Here is an 18,507-nt window from a genome sequence, read left to right as displayed (position 1 = left end):
CGGCCCGCCCCACCTGAATACAGACCCGCCCACGTCCGCGTGGGACACCTAGCCTCGACAAGTTGTAAGCACTCCTTGCCGAACGTCCGCAAGATTCGATCTGGCGCGGACGACGCCATCGACGAAGATGCGACGGCGGTCGCGCTGAATCTCGAGCTGTTCGAGGAGCACGTTCTCAGCTTCCTCAGCTGAATCGAGCGCCAGACACTCAGCTTGCACACCGGCGGCTTGGAAGTGCCGCTCCAGTTTCTTGCTCCCGTCGGACTGAATGCCGACCAGGGACGCGCCCTCAGTGACCGCGGCGATGAGCACGTGAAGGCGGTCCGAGACGACGACCGCGGCCCTCCTGTAGGTCCCCCGCACACGCTGTTCCTGCGAGGAGTGCTCGTTCTCGCCAAACGTCTGCACCTCGGCATCGAGGAGATGCGCCAGCGACTCGGCAAGCGCGTTGTCTCGCAGCACCTGCGAGACAACGACGACGTCGTAGCCTTGCGTCGCCGCGAATCGCTTGGTGGCAGCGACCAGGGGACCGTGGTCTGCGGGGCGGTCGCCGCGCATAGAGACGACAACCAGATCACGCGGACCTTCGTCCTGCATCTCTTCCTCGGTTGCGCCCTCTGCGAAGGCCAAGTCCGGCATCGTTGCGCCTTTTAGCGCCGCTGCCGTCCCCGTGTCACGCCAACGCGCGCCGGGCGTCAGGCGCGACCCCAGTCTCAGAATTGCAGCGAAGAACCGGTTGAAGTCCCGGGTTCCCGCCCCCACGCGAACGATCGGGTGACGCCTCATTCGCATGACCGCCGTGACGGGGAGGACTGCGATGTGCTCTTTCATCCCGCTGAGAGTCATCTGGATCTCGCCCGGCTTGAACGCATACGCCATGCGACGGCGGCGCACGGCGCTCGCGAGCAGTGCGATGTACCACCTCGCGAACGACCGATACACACGGTCCGATGGCGACAACCCGAGAGCCGTTTCGTACGCGGTGTCGCAATGACCTAGGTAGACGTGCAGGTCGCCGCTCTCCCGCAGCCAGTCCAGAAGGGGTCGCCGAAGAATAATGTCGCCGATGTTCTCCTCCTGCCCCACGGCGGGCACGAAGATCTTCACACCAGGGCCGCCGGCTCGACTGCCGTGGGGGCGATACGGAATCCAGAAGCGTGTCGGATGGTCTCGTAAGACAAGGCGTCGACCTCGCAGCCGACGGCGATCTTGCGGGTCTGTGCAAGCGCTGCGATCTGCGTCTGATGGTCGTCGACATGCTCGCGGTGAGATCGACGACGGGTCACCAGCACCGGGTAGATGCCCGAGTCGAGGAACCCGAGGAGGCTCCCGACCCCAGAGTGCGAGACAACTACATCGCTGCGCTGTGCCACTTCGGCGAACTGCGTGGCCGACATGTGGTCATAGACCGTGCCCGGCAGTTTGAAGTCGACACGGGTATGTCCGAGCTGCCACACAGTCCTCTCGTCGGCTGCCCCGATTTCGACGATCCGTCGGACGAGGCGCTCGAACGAGAAGCCTTCAATGGTGCCCAGCGTGACAAAGAGAGAAGGTCGCGTTGCAGCGGGTCGCGGCACCCGCCGATAGTTGCCCAGCACGCCCGGGGTGTAGGTCCAGCGGTCGCCAGCCCAGGAGTGGTGCTGCGTGAAAGTCTCCGCGGAGCGCATCTTGGCAACGATCCGCCCAGCGAGGGATGGGCCCTGCACGCGCGACACGCTCTCGATGTAGACCGTGCGGACACCCCGCCGTTTGGCCAACGGTAGGATGGTGGCAGCCGGCGCCGCGCCCGTGCTGACGGCGAGGTCGAATTGCTCGCTTGAGAGAATGCGGTTCACCTGCCGGGCTGCTCTCAAAGCGCCCCTCACGTCCCGCGGCCCGACATAGGGCACGAAGTGGACACGCCGCCCGTCCAACAGCGACCGGCTCTGTTCATTCTCGAAAGTCACCCAGAGCGAGTCATCCGACGTCCCGAAAGAAGGCTCCAGACGGTGGAGCTGAGCAAGATGCCCACCAGTTGAAGCCACGTACAGGGCTTTCGTCACTTGCGTTCCACCTCGGGCCCTTCGGCTCCTGCACCGAGACCGGTGCGCGTTAACGATCGTAGGGCGATCTCGAGCTGCACGCCGTTGAACGCGACATGTCGTCCGTAACCTCCATCACCAGCGGTAGTGCCACTGGCCCCGAGCTCAGTCGTTGACCATCCCCGCACCGACGGTCACGCCGGTCGCCTCGTCGATGAGGATGAACGCCCCGGTCGTCCGGTTGCGCGAGTACGGGTCGACGAGCAGCGGCTGCTGCGTGCGCAGCCGCACGCGCCCGATCTCGTTGACGCCGAGACTGTCGGCGTCGAGGTCGCGGTGCAGCGTGTTCACGTCGAGGCGGTAGTCAAGCTCCTTGACCAGCGCCTTGACCGTGCGGGTCGTTTGCTTGATCAGCAGCTTCTGGCGCGGTCGCAGCGGGGTGGTCGTCATCCAGGCCACCATCGCGTCGACGTCCTGGGTGACCGCCGGCTGGTTGTTCGGCCGGGCGATGAGGTCGCCGCGGGAGACGTCCACGTCGTCGGTCAGCCGGATGGTCACCGACATCGGGGGGTAGGCCTCGTCGACCGCGCGGTCGAACAGGTCGATGCCCGCGATCTTCGACGGCATGCCCGAGGGCAGTACGACGACGTCGTCACCGGGCTTGAAGACGCCGCCGGCGACCTGGCCGGCGTACCCGCGGTAGTCGTGGTGCTCGTCGGACTTGGGGCGCACGACGTACTGCACCGGGAAGCGCGCGTCCTTGAGGTCGCGGTCGCTGGCGACGTGCACGTTCTCGAGGTGGTGCAGCAGCGAGGAGCCCTCGTACCAGCCCATCTGCGCCGAGCGCGTCACGACGTTGTCGCCCTTGAGCGCCGAGATCGGGATGACCGCGAGGTCCGGGATCGTCAGCTTCGTGGCGAAGGCCGAGAACTCGCGCTTGATCTCGTCGAACCGCTCCTGCGAGTAGTCGACGAGGTCCATCTTGTTGACCGCGAGCACGAGGTGCGGCACGCGCAGCAGCGAGAGCAGCACGGCGTGACGGCGCGACTGCTCGGTCAGGCCGTGGCGGGCGTCGACGAGCACGAGGCCGAGGTCGGCGGTCGAGGCGCCGGTGACCATGTTCCGCGTGTACTGCACGTGCCCCGGCGTGTCCGCGATGATGAACTTGCGGGTCGGGGTGGCGAAGTAGCGGTACGCGACGTCGATCGTGATGCCCTGCTCCCGCTCGGAGCGCAGACCGTCGGTCAGCAGGGCGAGGTCGGTGTAGTCGTAGCCCTTCGACTGGCTGGTCGCCTCGACGGCGGCGAGCTGGTCCTCGAAGATCGCCTTCGAGTCGAGCAGCAGGCGCCCGATCAGGGTCGACTTGCCGTCGTCGACGGAGCCGGCGGTGGCGAAACGAAGCAGGTCCATCAGAAGTAGCCCTCCTTCTTGCGGTCCTCCATGGCGGCCTCGGAGAACCGGTCGTCGCCGCGGGTGGCGCCGCGCTCGGTCACGCGCGCCACGGCGATCTCGTCGATGATCTCGGCCGTCGTGGAGGCCTCGGACTCCACGCAGCCGGTGAGCGTCAGGTCGCCGACGGTGCGGAACCGGACGGTGCGCTCCGCGGCGCTCTCGCCGTCGCGCAGCGGGTTGTGCTCGCTCTCGGACAGCAGCATCCCGTCGCGCTCGAAGACGCGGCGCTGGTGGCTGAAGTAGATCGACGGGATGGAGATCTGCTCCCGGTCGATGTAGTGCCAGATGTCGAGCTCGGTCCAGTTGCTCAGCGGAAAGATCCGCATGTGCTCGCCGGCGTGGATGCGCCCGTTGTAGAGGTTCCACAGCTCGGGGCGCTGGTTCTTCGGGTCCCACTGGCCGAACTCGTCGCGGTGGGAGTAGACGCGCTCCTTGGCGCGCGCCTTCTCCTCGTCGCGGCGACCGCCGCCGAAGGCCGCGGTGAAGCCCTCGGTCTCGATGGCGTTGAGCAGCGTGCCGATCTGCATCCGGTTGCGCGTCGTGCGGCCGTCGTCGACGACCACGCCGGAGGCGATGGCGTCCTCGACCGAGGCGACGATGAGGCGCAGTCCCAGCCGCGCGACCCACTCGTCGCGGCAGGCCAGGACCTCCGGGAAGTCGTAGCCGGTGTCGACCTGCAGGACCGGGAACGGGATCTTGGCCGGGAAGAACGCCTTCTCCGCCAGACGGAGCATGACGATCGAGTCCTTGCCGCCGGAGAACATCAGCACCGGCTTCTCGAACTCGGCCGCGACCTCGCGGAACACGTGGATCGACTCGGCCTCCAGCTGGTCCAGCTGGCTCAGGCGGTAGTCGGGATGGGTGGCTGCCACGTGATCAGGGTACGGACGCCCGTCTCATGCCTCGGTCGCGTCCCACGGAGTGGGCCACGCCCCTCGGACCCGGTCAGTCGCGGCCGTAGATGTCGCGCGTGTAGACCTTGTGCTCCACGTCGGCGAGCACGTCGGTGCGACGGTTCGCGATGATCACGTCGGAGCGCTTCTTGAACTCGTCCAGGTCGGCCATGACCTCGGAGTGGAAGAACTCGTCGGCGTCGAGCGAGGGCTCGTAGACGACGACCTCGATGCCCTTCGCCTTGATCCGCTTCATCACGCCCTGGATCGAGGAGGCGCGGAAGTTGTCCGAGCCCGACTTCATGATGAGGCGGTAGATGCCGACCGTGCGCGGGCCGCGGCGGATGATGTCCTCGGCGATGAAGTCCTTGCGCGTCGTGTTGGCCTCGACGATCGCGCTGATGAGGTTCTGCGGCACGTCGGTGTAGTTGGCCTGCAGCTGCCGGGTGTCCTTCGGCAGGCAGTAGCCGCCGTAGCCGAACGAGGGGTTGTTGTAGTGCGCGCCGATCCGCGGGTCGAGCCCGACGCCCTCGATGATCTGCGCGGTGTTGAGGCCGTGCACCGCGGCGTAGGTGTCGAGCTCGTTGAAGTACGCCACCCGCAGCGCGAGGTAGGTGTTGGCGAACAGCTTGATCGCCTCCGCCTCGGTGGCGTCGGTGAAGAGCGTCGGGACGTCCTTGTCGATCGCGCCCTCGAGCAGCAGCGCGGCGAACTCGCGGGCCCGCTCGCCCGTGTCGCCGACGACGATGCGCGACGGGTGCAGGTTGTCGTAGAGGGCGCGACCCTCGCGCAGGAACTCGGGCGAGAAGACGATCGAGGCGCCGGGGTTCTCCTCGCGCACCCGCGCGGTGAACCCGACGGGCACGGTGGACTTCACGACGATGGTGGCGTCGGTGTTCACCGCGAGCACGTCGGCGATCACGCTCTCGACCGTCGAGGTGTTGAAGTAGTTGGTGCGCTCGTCGTAGTCCGTCGGGGTGGCGACGATGACGAAGCGGGCGTCGGCGTAGGCGGCCGCCTTGTCGAGCGTGCCGGTGAGGTCGAGGTCCTTCTCGGCGAGGTACTGCTCCAGCTCGGCGTCCTCGATCGGCGAGACCCGGGCGTTCAGCTGGTCGACGCGCTCCTGCGTGACGTCGACGGCGACGACCTCGTGGTGCTGCGCGAGCACGACAGCGTTGGACAGCCCGACATAACCCATGCCGGCGACGGCGATCTTCATGGTGCGCAGGCTAGCCCGTTCCGAAGCATCGCGTTGGCCCCTTACCGACTGTGCGACGCAAGTCGCAGCGGGCCTGTGGTCGTCGCCGCGATGCGCGGCCGTCTGCGCGAACCAGGCAGTTTGAATCGGCCTCGAACTGGACGTCCGTAACGTCCGACTTGAGGCGAGACCCCGCTAGACGACGTGCGGCCGATGCGACCCCACCGATCACTCGCGCTTGCGCAGTCGTCCCGGCTCCGACGCGGTGGCTACCGCCTTCCGTCCGGCCCCGCCCTCGAGGCGCTTGCGCACGTCACCGAGCGGTCTTTCGACTGTCACGAAAACAACCTGCGCGGCGGCGATCGTGACGCCGAAAGCGACGCCGTCGGTCACGACAGCAGGAAGGCCCCCGCGCTCGACGATGGCAAGCACGAGCCGATGCAGCAGGTAGATCGAGAACGACAGCAGGCCGATGTGTGCGACCCACCGGTGGTTCATCGACCGCGATAGAACGTGGTCCGGCGACGCGATCAGGGTCCAGAAGATCGGGACGAGGCACAGGTAGAGCAGCGTGTCCACGACCGTCAGTCGGAACGGGTGTGGGGCCAGCGCCGCCGCGGCGAACACGATCAGCGCTGCCGGGGTCAGTACCCGGTCAATGAGCTGGCGGGAGACCGCGAACGGGGTCCGGTCGCCGAGCGCCGGGTTCCACAGCAGCGCGACGGCCGCGCCAACGAGCAGGCCGTCGTAGCGAGTGTCAGTGGAGACGTAGAGCCGGTAGAACGTTGCGCCGTCGAGGTGCAGGAAGATCCGCCACACGGGCGCAACGGCGGCCATGCCGAGCAGGATCCAGCCGGTGCGCCGACGGTCCGCGCCCAGCAGCGCAAGGCCGATCATCAGTGCGGGGAAGAGCAGGTAGAAGTGCTCCTCGACGGCGAGCGACCACAGCATTGACGACTCGGGGGGCAGGCCGTGGTGCGCATTCCCGGTGTCGGCGAACACCGCGACCATGTAGTAGTTCGTGACGTTGAAGACCTCGGCCAGGATGCCCCACGCGTTCTGCGTGGTGTCGGGGACGGCGACGACGCCGACCAGCACGCACAGGGCTATCGCGACCAGGGCGGGCGGCTGGATGCGCAGGAGGCGCCGAAGGTAGAACTTTCCAAGCGCGATGCGGCCGGTCTTCTCCCGCTCGCGGCGCAGCAGCGTCGTGATCAAGTAGCCGCTAAGAAAGAAGAAGATGGTTACGCCGACGTGGCCCGGCCACAGACCCGGCGCGGTGAAGCCGTGGCCGACGAACACAATTAGAACGGCGACCGCACGCACCCCGTTCAGCGACGGGATGTGAAGAGCAGGCTGGGACACGAGCGCAGCCTAGGGCCGCCGCCAATGATGCGGGACCGGTCGGACGAAGATCACCTGCTCAGGCATCGGGGCACCCAGCTAGTGAGCGTCCGTCGAGCGATGCCCCGAAGCGCGCGGGCCCCCGTCAGTTACCGATCGGGTTCCCTCGTCGTCAAGGCCTGAGCCACCGCGGGCGAGCTCGAAGCTAGAATTACGCGTGCGAATCGTGCTTGCAAGCGCACGCGTCGGGCCAGCCGCCTTCGTTGAGACCGCCGTCCGGCTGACCGCACGTCGGCCGTCGGCCGAAACGCGCGAGAAGCCAGCGGGCAAACGGAGACGGGCGGCGCACGGGGTGCTCACACTCAGGGCAGATCTTCGTTCCCCGGTTCGTGTCGGCCCCCGTGCCGTCGCCGAGTAGCAGCAACATCTCGGCAGGTTAGCGGTCCGCTGTACTCGCGTCTCGCGAATCGGGCCGTACGAGCCGTTCCGCATCCGCCAGACCAGTGCCTGTAGGGCCCACAAAGGACGATCGGGGCATGTGCAGCCTCCTAATCGGTCAAGCGTTTCGTAGTCAGGTCACTCCCGAAGAGCGGGGCCGACCACGCCGACGAGCTCGTCGATGTGACGTGCGCAGGCTGCTGCTGCCTCCGGCCCACGGCGGTAGGGGTCGGCCACGTCGACACCCTCCGCGCTGGGCCGGTTGCGGCCGATGAGGGCGATCAGCTCGCGCGGGGTCGCCACCTCCCCCACCTGCTGCACTCCGCGCGCGAACTGCCCGAGCGTGAACACCTTCTTGAACGCGGCCGGGTGCTCCTCCAGCAGGAACGTGCGGTGGCGCGACTCGGCCGTCAGCACCAGATCGGCGTCGGCGATCAGCTCACGGGTCACCGCGCGGCTGGAGAAGCCCGTCGGGTCGAGACCGCGTTCGCGCGCCTCGGCGGCCATCAGGTCGTCCATCGCATGGTCGCGGAAGCCGTGCGTACCGGCTCCTGAGACGACGACCGCGTCGCCCGCGGCGGCGCGCAGCGCGAGCTCCATATAAGGGGAGCGGCAGATGTTGGCCGTGCAGACGACCAGGACCTTGAGGGGGGCGGCCGACGGGCTCGCAAGCTCAACGGCCAACGGAGCGGGAGCGACCTCCGCAGTCGGACGGCAGCGGTCCATGCCGAGGGCGCGGAGGACCGGGGCGAGGGCGTCGGCCACCGACCGACCCGTCGTGTCGACCACGACGTCGGCGTCGGCGGGCGTCTCGTACGGCGCCGAGATGCCCGTGAAGTCCGGGATCTCGCCGGCGCGGGCCTTGGCGTACAGGCCCTTGCGGTCGCGGCGCTCGCACTCCTCGACCGGCGTGGCGACGTGCACCAGCACGAACTGGGCGCCGGCCTCGGCGGCCATCCGACGGACGTCCTGGCGGGTCGCGTCGTAGGGCGCGATCGGGCTGCAGATCGCCACGCCGCCGTGCCGGGCCACCTCGGCGGCGACCCAGCCGATGCGGCGGATGTTGGTCTCCCGGTCGGCGGGCGAGAACGACAGCCCCGCGGAGAGGTTCCGGCGCACGACGTCACCGTCGAGGCTGGTCACCGACCGGTCGGTGGTCTCCAGCAGCTCGTCGACCAGCGCCCGGGCCAGCGTCGACTTCCCGCTGCCCGACAGACCCGTGAACAGCACGACGAGGCCCTGCTCGCGCGCCGGCGGCGTCGCCCCGGCGGCCAGCGACCCGTCGCCGCGCGGCAGCTCGACGACGGTGCCGTACGCCCCGACCACCTCGGCCCGCAGCGCCGCGTCGGCCGCGGGGTCGCCGCGGCGGGCGAGCGGCGCCACGACCACGTCGACGTGGGCCAGGTCCCGCGTCGCGGCCAAGGCACCCCGCACGAGGTCGGTGGCCGGCACGTCCGCCCAGCCGTGACCGGCGAGGACCAGCAGCACCACCGGCCCTGTGGCGCCGGCGAGATCGGCGTGCTGCGCCGCGCTCAACGGCGCCTCGACCGGCACGACGACGGCATCGCCGCTGTCCTCCTGCGCGGCGCGCACGTCCCCGGCCGGTCGCCGCAGCCGGCGGAACGGGCCGTAGTCGGGGGCCGCGCCCAGCTCGACGGTCCAGGCGGACCCGTCGGGGCGGGCGTACGCGACGACCAGGCCCTCCGGGTCGACGAGCTGCACGCCACCGGCCTCCCGCGCCGCCTCGGCGACCGCCGGCGGCAGCGCGAGGGAGAACGGCGAGCCCGGCGCGTCGAACGGCCGAAGGGCGGCGGCCCCGAGCGCGATCAGCTCGAGGTCGTCGAGGACGCCGGGCGGGGGGCAGTGCTGCGGCAGGGAGGACACGCCTGCATCCTGCCAAGTCGCCGCGTGCCTAGGCTCGGAGCCATGAGCACTGAGACGCCGCCACAGCCCGCCGTGCCCTCGCCGGGGGTCGTGGTCGCCGAGGTCGTGCGCTCCGGCTTCGTCGAGGGCCGCCACCACGGCTCGCTCGTCGCGCTCGGCCCCGGCGGCGAGCCGGACTGGGCGGTCGGGGACGCCGTCTCCCCCGTGCTGCCGCGTTCGTGCAACAAGCCGCTGCAGGCGACCGCCATGGTCCGGCTCGGCCTCGACCTGCCGCCCGACCTGCTGGCGCTGGCGTCGGCCTCCCACTCCGGCGAGCCGTTCCACGTCGAGGGCGTGCGCCGCATCCTCGCGATCGCCGGGCTCGACGCGTCGTCCCTGCGCACCCCGCCCGACTGGCCGATCGACGTCGAGGCCCGCGACGACGTCGTCCGCGCCGGCGGCGAGCGCTCCTCGCTGCTGATGAACTGCTCCGGCAAGCACGCCGCCATGCTGCTGACCTGCGTGGTCAACGGCTGGTCGACGACCGACTACCTCGACCCCGGGCACCCGTTGCAGCAGGCCGTCACCGCGACGTTCGCCGAGCTGACCGGCGAGCCCGTCGCCGCCCTGGCCGTTGACGGCTGCGGGGCACCGCTGCACGGGACGTCCCTGACCGGACTGGCCCGGGCGTTCGGGCGCATCGCGTCCGCGGGCGACGGCGCCGAGGCGCGGGTGGCGGACGCGGTGCGCGCGCACCCGGCGTACGTCTCCGGCACCCGGCGCGACGAGCGCGACCTGCTGCGGGCCGTGCCGGGCGCGGTCGGCAAGGCGGGCGCGGAGGCGTGCTACGCCGTCGGCCTGCCCGACGGGTCGGCCGTCGCGCTGAAGATCCACGACGGCGGCACCCGGGCCCGGGCGGTCGTGATGGCCGCAGCGCTGGAGCGCTCCGGCGTGCTGGAGCGCGAGGGCGTGGACGCGGACGCGGTGCGCCGCACGGGGCGGCTCGAGCTGACCGGTGGTGACGCCGTGGTCGGCGAGGTGCGCGCCGCGTTCTGAGGCGGCGGCCGTGCGGGAGCGTGCGGGGCTCGGACGCAACGGAGCCGTCCCGCCATCTGGGGTTGGGCGGGACGGCTCCTGAGGAGCGGCCCCGCACGACGAGTCGTCAGGATCCCGGCGCCGGTGCCGCTCTTGGTCGTCAGAGTGGCACGTGGCCCCACCCCGCGCAAGGCAACGTTTCCTCAAGGGCACGCGCTGCCCGTTGCTAGCAGTCCCGGTCCGCGATCTCCCGCGCAGATGCTCGATGTTACCGACGAGTGTGCTCGGGCTCACGCCGCTAGCTCTTGCAAGCGCTAGCTAGAGTTAGCACCATGGAACGCGTGGCCAAGGGAAAAGTCGGCAAGACCGTCGAGACGTTGGGCGAGTACCTCAAGGAGCAGCGCACCTCCGCGCAGCTCTCGTTGCGGCAGCTCGCCGACCAGGCGGGCGTGTCGAACCCCTACCTGAGCCAGATCGAGCGCGGCCTGCGCAAGCCCTCGGCCGAGGTGCTGCAGCAGATCGCGAAGGCGCTGCGGATCTCCGCGGAGCAGCTGTACGTCCGGGCGGGCATCGTCAGCCCCGCGGACAACAACGGCAGCTCGGTGGAGTTCGCGGTGCTGGCCGACCCGAACCTCACGGAGCGGCAGAAGCAGTCCCTTCTCGAGGTGTACGCGTCGTTCCTGGCGCTCAACGCCGGCAACGAAGGCTGAACCCTCGGTGCGGGAGGCCGCACCACGACCCGAAGGAGTGATCATGGCCGACACCAAGTTCGACCTCAAGACCGGAGCCACCAAGACCCTCTACGCCGGCGCCGGCGTCGTCGACCTCGCCGTCGAGATCGTCCGCGACTACGTCGCGACGACCCAGGCGAAGGTCGCCGAGGTGCAGAGCGACGTGCAGACCCGCGTCAAGGACGTGCAGGGCAAGGCGACCGAGGTGCAGAAGAAGGCCACCTCGATCGACCTCACGCCCGAGGCGCTGCGCGAGACCGCCGTCGCCCGCGTCAACACCCAGGTGGAGACCGTGACCAAGGAGGCCAAGGAGCGCCGCGCCGCCGTCGAGGCGCGCATTGCAGAGCTGCAGGCCGAGGCGAAGGCGCTGCCGGAGAAGGCCCGCAAGGCCGGCGACGAGTACGTCGCCACCTTCACCGGCACCTACGAGGGCCTGGCCAAGCGCGGCGAGACGCTCGTCTCGCGGATCCGCAAGCAGGAGTCGACGCGGGAGGCCGTCAAGTCGGCCCGCACGACGACCTCGCGCGCCAAGGCCACCTCGACCACCGCGTCGAAGACCGCCGACGCCGCGAAGACGACGGCGAAGACCGCTCGGACCAACGCGAAGACCGCCGCCCAGGAGACCACCAAGGCGGCCGCGAAGAAGGCGTCCTCCTCGACGGCCCCGACCAAGGCCGCGGCGACCACGACCCGCAAGCGGGCCGCGACGACGAAGAGCACTGCCAAGGCGACCTCCACGACCGCGAAGAAGACGGCCGCGAAGACCACCGAGGCGGTCACCGAGGCCGCCAAGAAGGTCGGCGACTGACCTCCGCTCGTCCCCGAAGGCCCCCGACGCCCCCGGCGCCGGGGGTCTTCGCCGCATAGGGTGGCGCCGTGTTCGTCTTCGAAGCCCAGAGCATCCTGATGCTGGTCCTGCTCCTCGCCCTGCTCGTGCTCAAGGGCTCGGCGCTGGTCAACGCCCTGCTCTACCCGCCGGCCGCCTACGACGCGGCCAGCAAGCAGACGAAGTCGACCTGGTCGGCGATCCTGGGTATCGGCCTTGCGCTCCAGCTGGTCTCGCTGTTCGTGGCCCTGGGGTTCCTGACCTCGATCCTCAACCTGGGCTTCACCATCGCGGCGTGCGTCTACTTCGCCGACGTGCGCCCCGCCCTCAGGCAGGTGCTCGGCCGGGGCTGAGGTACTCCCCCAGCTGCTCCACCGCGTCGCGGACCACGAACCCCGTCGCCTCGATCTTGGCCAGGTCGAGCGCGCTGTGCCGCGGTCGCGGCGCGACCTCGCGCCCGGCCGCGTACTCCGCCGTCGAGATCGGCGCGACGTCCCCGCCGTCGCGGCCGCTGAGCTCGAAGACCCGCGCGGCGTACGCCGCCCACGACAGCACCTCGCCGCCCCCCGTGACGTTGTAGGTCCCGAACGGGGCATCGACGTCCAGCAGGTGCCGCACCGCCCGGGCCAGCTCGGAGGTGAAGGTCAGCCGGCCGAGCTGGTCGTCCACCACCGTCGGCGAGACCCCGCTCGCGGCCAGCCGCTGCATCGTGCGCACGAAGTTGGCGCCCTCGCCGATCACCCACGAGGTGCGCAGGAGGTAGTGGCGCGGCGTGATGGCGACGGCGATGTCGCCGGCCGCCTTCGACTGCCCGTAGACGCCGAGCGGCGCGTACGCCTCCGTCTCGCCGTGCAGCGCGACCGTGCCGTCGAAGACGTAGTCGCTGGAGACGTGCACCAGCGTGAGGCGGTGCTCGGTCGCGATCCGGGCGAGCGTGGCGGGGGCCACCGCGTTGGCGGCCCAGCACGTGGCGCGGCCCTCGGGGGTCTCGGCGACGTCGACCGCGGTGTAGGCGGCGGCGTTGAGCACGACCGCGTACTCCTGCCAGGGCCAGGCCGCGACGGCCTCGGGGTCGGTGAGGTCGAGGGCCGCCACGTCCCCGGCCTCGGTGTTCCCCGTGTCACCGGCGGCGAGGTCGGCGAGGTCGGCGTCGGGGAAGTACGCCCGCAGCGCGCGGCCGAGCTGGCCCCGCGCCCCGAGGATCAGCGTGCGCCGCGGCTTCATCGGCGTGACGTCGGCCAGGCGCGGGTTGGCCCGGTCCTTGGCGGAGATCTCGGCGTCTGCCAGCGGGATCGGCCACGGCACGGCCGCGGTCTCGTCGCCGAGGTGCAGCGCGGGATAGGTCCGCCCGGCGACGAAGTGGTCGTTGACCAGGTAGGAGTACGTCGTGCCGTCCTCGAGCGCCTGGTAGGAGTTGCCGACGCCGCGGGGCACGAAGACCGCCACGGACTCGTCGATCTCGATCCAGAAGGTAGCGCCGAAGGAGTCACCCTCGCGCAGGTCGACCCAGGCGGCGAAGACGCGTCCGGTCGCGACCGCGACGTACTTGTCCCACGGCTCCGCGTGGATGCCGCGCGTCGCGCCCCGGGTGGCGTTGTAGGAGACGTTGTTCTGCACCGGCCCGAAGTCGGGCAGCCCCAGCGCGGTCATCTTCTGCCGCTGCCAGTTCTCCTTGAACCAGCCGCGGGCGTCGCCGTGCACCGGGAGCCGGACGACCAGCAGGCCGGGGATGGTCGTGGTCTCGAGGGCGAGGTCGGTCGGGCTCACTGGCTTCACTGGCCCTTCGCGGCGTAGGTGGCCTCGACGGCCTGCTTGTGGGGTCGCCACCAGTCCTGGTGGTCGCGGTACCACTGCACGGTCCGGGCCAGTCCCTCGGCGAAGTCGCCGTACGCCGGCTGCCAGCCGAGCTCGGTGCGCAGCTTGGTCGAATCGATCGCGTAACGCAGGTCGTGACCGGCGCGGTCGGTGACGTGGTCGTAGTCGTCGGCCGGCCGACCGAACGCCTTGAGGATCATCTGGACGACCTGGAGGTTGTCCCGCTCCCCGTCGGCCCCGATCAGGTACGTCTCGCCGATCCGGCCACGCTGCAGGATGGTCCACACGGCCGAGGAGTGGTCGTCGGCGTGGATCCAGTCGCGCACGTTCTGCCCGGCGCCGTAGAGCTTGGGCCGGCCGCCGTCGATCACGTTCGTGATCTGGCGCGGGATGAACTTCTCGACGTGCTGCCAGGGCCCGTAGTTGTTCGAGCAGTTCGACACGGTCGCCTGCACTCCGAAGCTGCGCACCCACGCGCGGACCAGGTGGTCGGAGCCGGCCTTCGAGGCGGAGTAGGGCGACGACGGTGCGTAGGGCGTCGCCTCGGTGAACCGCTGCGGGTCGTCGAGGTCCAGGTCACCGTAGACCTCGTCGGTCGAGACGTGGTGGAACCGCACGCCCGCCTTGCGCACCGCCTCGAGCAGCACGAACGTGCCCACGAGGTTGGTCCGGACGAACGGGCTCGGGTCGGCCAGCGAGTTGTCGTTGTGCGACTCCGCCGCGTAGTGCACGACCGCGTCGTGCTCGGTCACGAGCGGCTCGACGACGGCGGCGTCGGCGATGTCGCCGACCACGAGGCGCACGCGATCGGCCGGCAGATCGGCCAGCGCGGCGTGGCTCGCGGCGTAGGTCAGCTTGTCGAGGACGGTCACGGAGACGTCCGTGCGGGCGACCAGGTGGTGGACGAAGTTGGAGCCGATGAAGCCGGCGCCACCGGTCACGAGGATGCGGTGCATGGGCGTCAGGGTGCGCAGCGCCGCGGTCGCCCGCGGCGCCGGCGCGGACGCGTACCCGATGTGGCGTATCCACCGCTCGCCGCCGCCCCGGGACGAGCGGGGCCGAGCAGGGTGCGCCGCATGCGCGGAATCATCCTGGCCGGCGGCACCGGCTCGCGGCTGCACCCGATCACGCTCGGGGTGAGCAAGCAGCTCGTGCCCGTCTACGACAAGCCGATGGTCTACTACCCGCTCACGACGCTGATGCTCGCGGGCGTCCGTGACGTCCTGGTCATCACCGCGCCGCACGACGCGGAGCCGTTCCGGCGCCTCCTCGGCGACGGGACCCGGCTGGGGGTGCGGATCACGTACGCCGTGCAGCCGCGGCCCGAGGGGCTGGCGCAGGCGTTCGTGATCGGGGAGGAGCACGTCGGCGGCGAGCCGGTCGCGCTCGTGCTCGGCGACAACATCTTCTACGGCCCCGGGCTCGGCACCCGGCTGCGCCGCTTCGCCAGCGTCGACGGCGCGGCGGTCTTCGGCTACCAGGTCGCCGACCCCAGCGCGTACGGCGTCGTGGCCTTTGACGCCCGAGGCCGCGCCACCTCGCTGGAGGAGAAGCCGGCTCGGCCGCGCAGCAGCTTCGCGGTCCCCGGCCTGTACTTCTACGGCGACGACGTGGTCGAGCGGGCCCGGTCGCTGCGGCCCTCGGCCCGCGGCGAGCTGGAGATCACCGACCTCAACCGCACCTACCTCGACGAGGGCCGGCTGCAGGTCGACGTGCTGCCGCGGGGAACGGCCTGGCTCGACACCGGCACGTTCGACTCCCTCAACGACGCGTCGAACTTCGTGCGCACGCTCGAGAGCCGGCAAGGCCTGAAGATCGGGTGCCCCGAGGAGGTGGCGTGGCGCCTCGGGTGGATCGACGACGACGGCCTGCGCGAGCGCGCCGCCGCCCTCGGCAAGAGCGGCTACGGTGCCTACCTGGAGCGGCTGCTGCGCGAGCTCACGGCGACGGAGCCGCTCGTCAGTACGCTCCGCGCGAGCTGACGACCGCGCCGAGCGTGCGGGCCAGGATGCTGAGGTCCTGGACCATCGACCAGTTGTCGACGTAGTAGATGTCGAGGCGGATCGCCTCTTCCCACGACAGGTCGGAGCGGCCCGAGATCTGCCACAGGCCCGTCATGCCGGGCAGGACGCGCAGGCGCCGACGCATGGCGTCGTCGTAGGTCGCGACCTCGCTCGGCAGCGGCGGGCGCGGGCCGACCAGGCTCATCTCGCCGCGCACGACGTTGAACAGCTGCGGCAGCTCGTCGATCGAGAACCGCCGCAGCCAGCGGCCGGGCTTCGTGATGCGCGGGTCGTCCCTCATCTTGAACAGCCCGCCGTCGAAGCCGGCCTCGGCGTGCAGGGCCGCGAGCCGCGCCTCGGCGTCGACCACCATGGTGCGGAACTTGAAGCAGGCGAACTCGTGGCCGTCGCGGCCCGTGCGGGTCTGGCGGAACAGGACCGGCCCGCGGTCGAACGCCTTCACCCGCAGCGCGGCGAGCAGGAGCAGCGGGCTGAAGAGCACGATGAGCGTCGAGGCGCCGAGCAGGTCGAACGTCCGCTTGGCCCACCGCGACGCCTTGGCCGAGCGCGCGGTGTCGAGGTGCATCAGCGGCAGGCCGCCCACCGGGCGGACCGTGACGCGCTCGCGGGCGACGTCGGTGACGCTCGGCGCGACGACGACCTGCGTCTTGTGCTGCTCGAGGTCCCAGGCGGCGCGGCGCATCTCGTCGGACGTACGGAACGCACCCGAGGCGAAGAAGACGATGTCGGCCTCGGCGCGCTTGACGCTGGCGGCGAGCTCGTCGGAGTCGCCGAGCACCTCGATGCCGCTGGCCGTCGTGCCGCTGACGTGGCCGGCGGGCGTGACGGCACCGACGACCTGGTAGCCGAGCGACGTCTCCCGCTTCAGCACGGCGGCGATCTCGTCCACGTGGGACGGACGGCCGGCGATGATCACGCGGTGGCGCAGCAGCCCGGCCCGGTACGCCTGGTGCAGCAGGCGGCGCAGGCCGAAGCGACCGAGCAGCAGCAGCGGGATGCCGATGCCGATCGCCAGCAGGAAGAAGCCACGGGACAGCTGGAACTTCGCCAGGTAGCAGCCGATGCCGATGATCCCGGCGGTGAACAGCGAGGCGTTGAAGACGCGCTTGTACTCGTCCGGGCCCGCGCCGAAGACCGAGCGGCTGTAACCGCCGACCGCACCGATCGTCACGATCCAGACCACAAACAGAGCAGGTCCGACGACACCCAGGGTGTCGGTGACGTCAGCGCCACGGTCGAACAGGGCGAGGCTGTTGCGTCCGGCGACGGCGAGCACGGCGGTGACGCCGATGAGCATCACGTCGACGAGCAGCGCACTGAGGGGGAGGTAGACGAGAGCACGGTGACGCATGCCGGCCGACAGGGTCGCGCGGTGCTGATCCTGGTCGGCCCCGAGGACGACGGTCACGGGCGGTTCCTGGGGGATGTTGGGGATGTCGGTCCATCCTCGGTCACGAAAGCCGTCGGAGGGGCCGGATCCTGTAAATCTCCGGTGAACAACCACGATGTGGACGCCCGGTCGCCGGCAGCGTGGCGCCCGGCGACGAGCGCCTCGACGTCGCGGACGAACCCTCCTGGTCCCGACGCCGCGGCGATCGAAGCACCGATCCGCCGCGCGCGCTCCGCGAACCGGGGGTCGCCGAGGACCCGGCGGACGGCGTCGCCGACCTGCGCGGGCCGCGGACGGCCGGTCCGCAGGCTGATGCCGGCGCCCGACCAGGCCACGCGCGCGGACGTCTCCACCTTGTCCTCGGAGTCCCCGGCCACAACGATCGGCACACCGTGACGCAGGGCGTGGTGCAGGCCGCCGTACCCGCCGTTGGTGACCAGCACGTCGACCCGCGGCAGCAGCCGGTCGTAGGGCAGGAACTGCCCGACGAGCGCGTTGGCGGGCACCTCGCCGAGGTCCTCCACCGGACGGCCGCCGGTGGTCACGACGACGGTGACGTCCTCGTCCGCCAGCGCCTCCAACGTCGGCCGCACGAGCTCGTCGAGGTCGACGTTCGCCACGGTCCCCTGCGTCACGTGCACCAGAGGGCGCCGGCGGTCGAGCCGGTCCCACCACGGGGGCAGGTCGACGTCACGTCGGTCCGGCTGGGCCATCGGCCCGTAGAACCGGAGCCGCTCCGGCGCGTCGCTGCGGGGGAACTCGAACTCGGGCACGGTGAACTGGGCGATGAGGTCGGCCGAGTCGAGCAGGTCCATGAAGAACCGCCCCCGCAGCGGCGGAGCGCCCACCTCCGCGAGGAAGCGGTCGGCGGCCCGGTGCGCGGGTCGCAGCACGACGCGGGTCGCGGCGGCTCCGAGCACGCGGTTGCGGGCGCGGTTGGCCCACGGCCGCGGCAGCGGGGCGAGCCCCAGCCCGAAGGGTGGCGTGTCCACGCTCGACAACCCCAGCGGGATGATGCCGCACATCACGACGGCGGGCCGTCGCTCGGCGGACAGCCGGTGGAGCGCCTGCACGCCGAGGAACGTCGGCTCGTGCAGCACGACGTCGGCGGGCGCCTCGTCCAGCATGGCGAGCAGGCGGCGGCCCGCCGACGGCGCCGGTGCGATGAAGGCCGTCTCGACGCCCCGGTTGATCGCGGCCCGTCCGCGCTCCCGCGCGCCATCCGCACCGATCGCGTCCAGCGTGTCCGCCTCCGCGGGCAGCGCCACGAAGTGCGCGCCGGACTCCTCGACCAGGGTGCGGTAGCGGGCCCCCGTCAACATCCGCACCTGCCACCCGCGGGCGAGCAGCTCGCGCGCGACGACGAGCAGAGGGCGCACGTGCCCCTCGCCGGGCATGCTGCAGATGATGGCGTTCGGCATGGCGCTCCTCGCTTTTCGATACCCGGGCGGGGATCCGATCTGCAGCGTACGATGCC

The 18,507-nt window shown here is 70.7% G+C and carries 16 protein-coding genes; 5 read left to right on the top strand and 11 right to left on the bottom strand.

Going from position 1 to position 18,507, the window contains the following annotated elements; all coding sequences use genetic code 11:
- Positions 1-48 precede the first annotated feature (48 nt).
- From RDV89_RS10820 to cysC, 7 genes are all read right to left on the bottom strand, one after another.
- The gene (locus RDV89_RS10820; RefSeq protein ID WP_315733055.1) at positions 49-1,107 is read right to left on the bottom strand and encodes a polysaccharide pyruvyl transferase family protein; all 1,059 of its coding nucleotides are present in this window, start codon (positions 1,105-1,107) and stop codon (positions 49-51) included.
- Entirely contained in the window at positions 1,104-2,042 is a 939-nt protein-coding gene (locus RDV89_RS10815) for a glycosyltransferase (RefSeq protein ID WP_315733054.1), read from the bottom strand. Before RDV89_RS10815 ends, RDV89_RS10820 begins: the two co-directional genes overlap by 4 nt.
- Before the next feature lie 144 nt (positions 2,043-2,186).
- A complete protein-coding gene (locus RDV89_RS10810) occupies positions 2,187-3,431 on the bottom strand; it encodes a sulfate adenylyltransferase subunit 1 (protein WP_315733053.1) in 1,245 nt (414 codons plus the stop codon).
- A complete protein-coding gene (gene cysD / locus RDV89_RS10805; protein ID WP_315733052.1) occupies positions 3,431-4,345 on the bottom strand; it encodes a sulfate adenylyltransferase subunit CysD in 915 nt (304 codons plus the stop codon). The genes RDV89_RS10810 and cysD overlap by 1 nt, the downstream gene beginning before the upstream one ends.
- Before the next feature lie 73 nt (positions 4,346-4,418).
- The gene (locus RDV89_RS10800) at positions 4,419-5,585 is read right to left on the bottom strand and encodes a nucleotide sugar dehydrogenase (RefSeq protein WP_315733051.1); all 1,167 of its coding nucleotides are present in this window, start codon (positions 5,583-5,585) and stop codon (positions 4,419-4,421) included.
- Between the two features lie 207 nt (positions 5,586-5,792).
- Positions 5,793-6,929 carry an acyltransferase family protein gene (locus RDV89_RS10795; RefSeq protein ID WP_315733050.1) on the bottom strand — a complete coding sequence of 379 codons (1,137 nt, stop codon included), beginning with the start codon at positions 6,927-6,929 and terminating at the stop codon, positions 5,793-5,795.
- A 555-nt stretch (positions 6,930-7,484) separates the two neighbouring features.
- On the bottom strand, positions 7,485-9,230 hold the full coding sequence (gene cysC, locus RDV89_RS10790; RefSeq protein WP_315733049.1) for an adenylyl-sulfate kinase: 1,746 nt from the start codon (positions 9,228-9,230) through the stop codon (positions 7,485-7,487).
- Positions 9,231-9,272: 42 nt separating this feature from the next.
- Here cysC and RDV89_RS10785 point away from each other — a divergent pair, with 42 nt between their 5' ends.
- The 4 genes from RDV89_RS10785 to RDV89_RS10770 all read left to right on the top strand — a co-directional run bounded on the left by RDV89_RS10785 (position 9,273) and on the right by RDV89_RS10770 (position 12,154).
- Positions 9,273-10,265, top strand: coding sequence for an asparaginase (locus RDV89_RS10785; RefSeq protein WP_315733048.1), 993 nt, complete (start codon positions 9,273-9,275; stop codon positions 10,263-10,265).
- A gap of 320 nt (positions 10,266-10,585) precedes the next feature.
- Positions 10,586-10,954 carry a helix-turn-helix domain-containing protein gene (locus RDV89_RS10780; RefSeq protein WP_315733047.1) on the top strand — a complete coding sequence of 123 codons (369 nt, stop codon included), beginning with the start codon at positions 10,586-10,588 and terminating at the stop codon, positions 10,952-10,954.
- Positions 10,955-10,997: 43 nt separating this feature from the next.
- Positions 10,998-11,783, top strand: a complete 786-nt coding sequence (locus tag RDV89_RS10775) for a hypothetical protein (protein WP_315733046.1) — start codon at positions 10,998-11,000, stop codon at positions 11,781-11,783.
- Between the two features lie 68 nt (positions 11,784-11,851).
- A complete protein-coding gene (locus tag RDV89_RS10770) occupies positions 11,852-12,154 on the top strand; it encodes a DUF2516 family protein (RefSeq protein ID WP_315733045.1) in 303 nt (100 codons plus the stop codon).
- Here RDV89_RS10770 and RDV89_RS10765 read toward each other — a convergent pair.
- Both RDV89_RS10765 and rfbB read right to left on the bottom strand, forming a co-directional pair.
- Positions 12,129-13,568 carry a sugar nucleotide-binding protein gene (locus tag RDV89_RS10765; protein ID WP_315733044.1) on the bottom strand — a complete coding sequence of 480 codons (1,440 nt, stop codon included), beginning with the start codon at positions 13,566-13,568 and terminating at the stop codon, positions 12,129-12,131. The genes RDV89_RS10770 and RDV89_RS10765 overlap by 26 nt on opposite strands.
- 5 nt (positions 13,569-13,573) lie before the next feature.
- Positions 13,574-14,572, bottom strand: coding sequence for a dTDP-glucose 4,6-dehydratase (gene rfbB, locus RDV89_RS10760; protein WP_315733043.1), 999 nt, complete (start codon positions 14,570-14,572; stop codon positions 13,574-13,576).
- 120 nt (positions 14,573-14,692) lie between these two features.
- On the opposite strand from rfbB, the gene rfbA reads away from it, so the two are divergent.
- A complete protein-coding gene (rfbA, locus tag RDV89_RS10755; RefSeq protein WP_315733042.1) occupies positions 14,693-15,598 on the top strand; it encodes a glucose-1-phosphate thymidylyltransferase RfbA in 906 nt (301 codons plus the stop codon).
- On the opposite strand, the gene RDV89_RS10750 is transcribed toward rfbA, so the two are convergent.
- Both RDV89_RS10750 and RDV89_RS10745 read right to left on the bottom strand, forming a co-directional pair.
- Complete coding sequence (locus RDV89_RS10750; RefSeq protein ID WP_315733041.1) at positions 15,576-17,048, bottom strand: sugar transferase; 1,473 nt, start codon at positions 17,046-17,048, stop codon at positions 15,576-15,578. The two genes, rfbA and RDV89_RS10750, sit on opposite strands and share 23 nt — an antisense overlap.
- Positions 17,045-18,451 (bottom strand): glycosyltransferase, encoded by a 1,407-nt coding sequence (locus tag RDV89_RS10745; RefSeq protein ID WP_315733040.1) that lies wholly within the window; start codon positions 18,449-18,451, stop codon positions 17,045-17,047. Before RDV89_RS10745 ends, RDV89_RS10750 begins: the two co-directional genes overlap by 4 nt.
- Between the last annotated feature and the right edge of the window lie 56 nt (positions 18,452-18,507).

It is taken from the genome of Nocardioides imazamoxiresistens (assembly GCF_032378595.1).
GTDB classification, from domain to species: Bacteria; Actinomycetota; Actinomycetes; order Propionibacteriales; family Nocardioidaceae; genus Nocardioides; species Nocardioides imazamoxiresistens.
The sequence above is the reverse complement of the archived record's forward strand: the minus strand, read 5'-3'. Positions and strand labels throughout refer to the sequence as shown.

What these genes read in the sequence shown, in the direction of transcription:
- RDV89_RS10800 (WP_315733051.1), bottom strand. Translation starts at nt 5,585, where the DNA reads ATGAAGATCGCCGTCGCCGGCATGGGTTATGTCGGGCTGTCCAACGCT.
- rfbB (WP_315733043.1), bottom strand. Translation starts at nt 14,572, where the DNA reads ATGCACCGCATCCTCGTGACCGGTGGCGCCGGCTTCATCGGCTCCAAC.
- RDV89_RS10775 (WP_315733046.1), top strand. Translation starts at nt 10,998, where the DNA reads ATGGCCGACACCAAGTTCGACCTCAAGACCGGAGCCACCAAGACCCTC.
- RDV89_RS10785 (WP_315733048.1), top strand. Translation starts at nt 9,273, where the DNA reads ATGAGCACTGAGACGCCGCCACAGCCCGCCGTGCCCTCGCCGGGGGTC.
- RDV89_RS10810 (WP_315733053.1), bottom strand. Translation starts at nt 3,431, where the DNA reads ATGGACCTGCTTCGTTTCGCCACCGCCGGCTCCGTCGACGACGGCAAG.
- rfbA (WP_315733042.1), top strand. Translation starts at nt 14,693, where the DNA reads ATGCGCGGAATCATCCTGGCCGGCGGCACCGGCTCGCGGCTGCACCCG.
- RDV89_RS10745 (WP_315733040.1), bottom strand. Translation starts at nt 18,451, where the DNA reads ATGCCGAACGCCATCATCTGCAGCATGCCCGGCGAGGGGCACGTGCGC.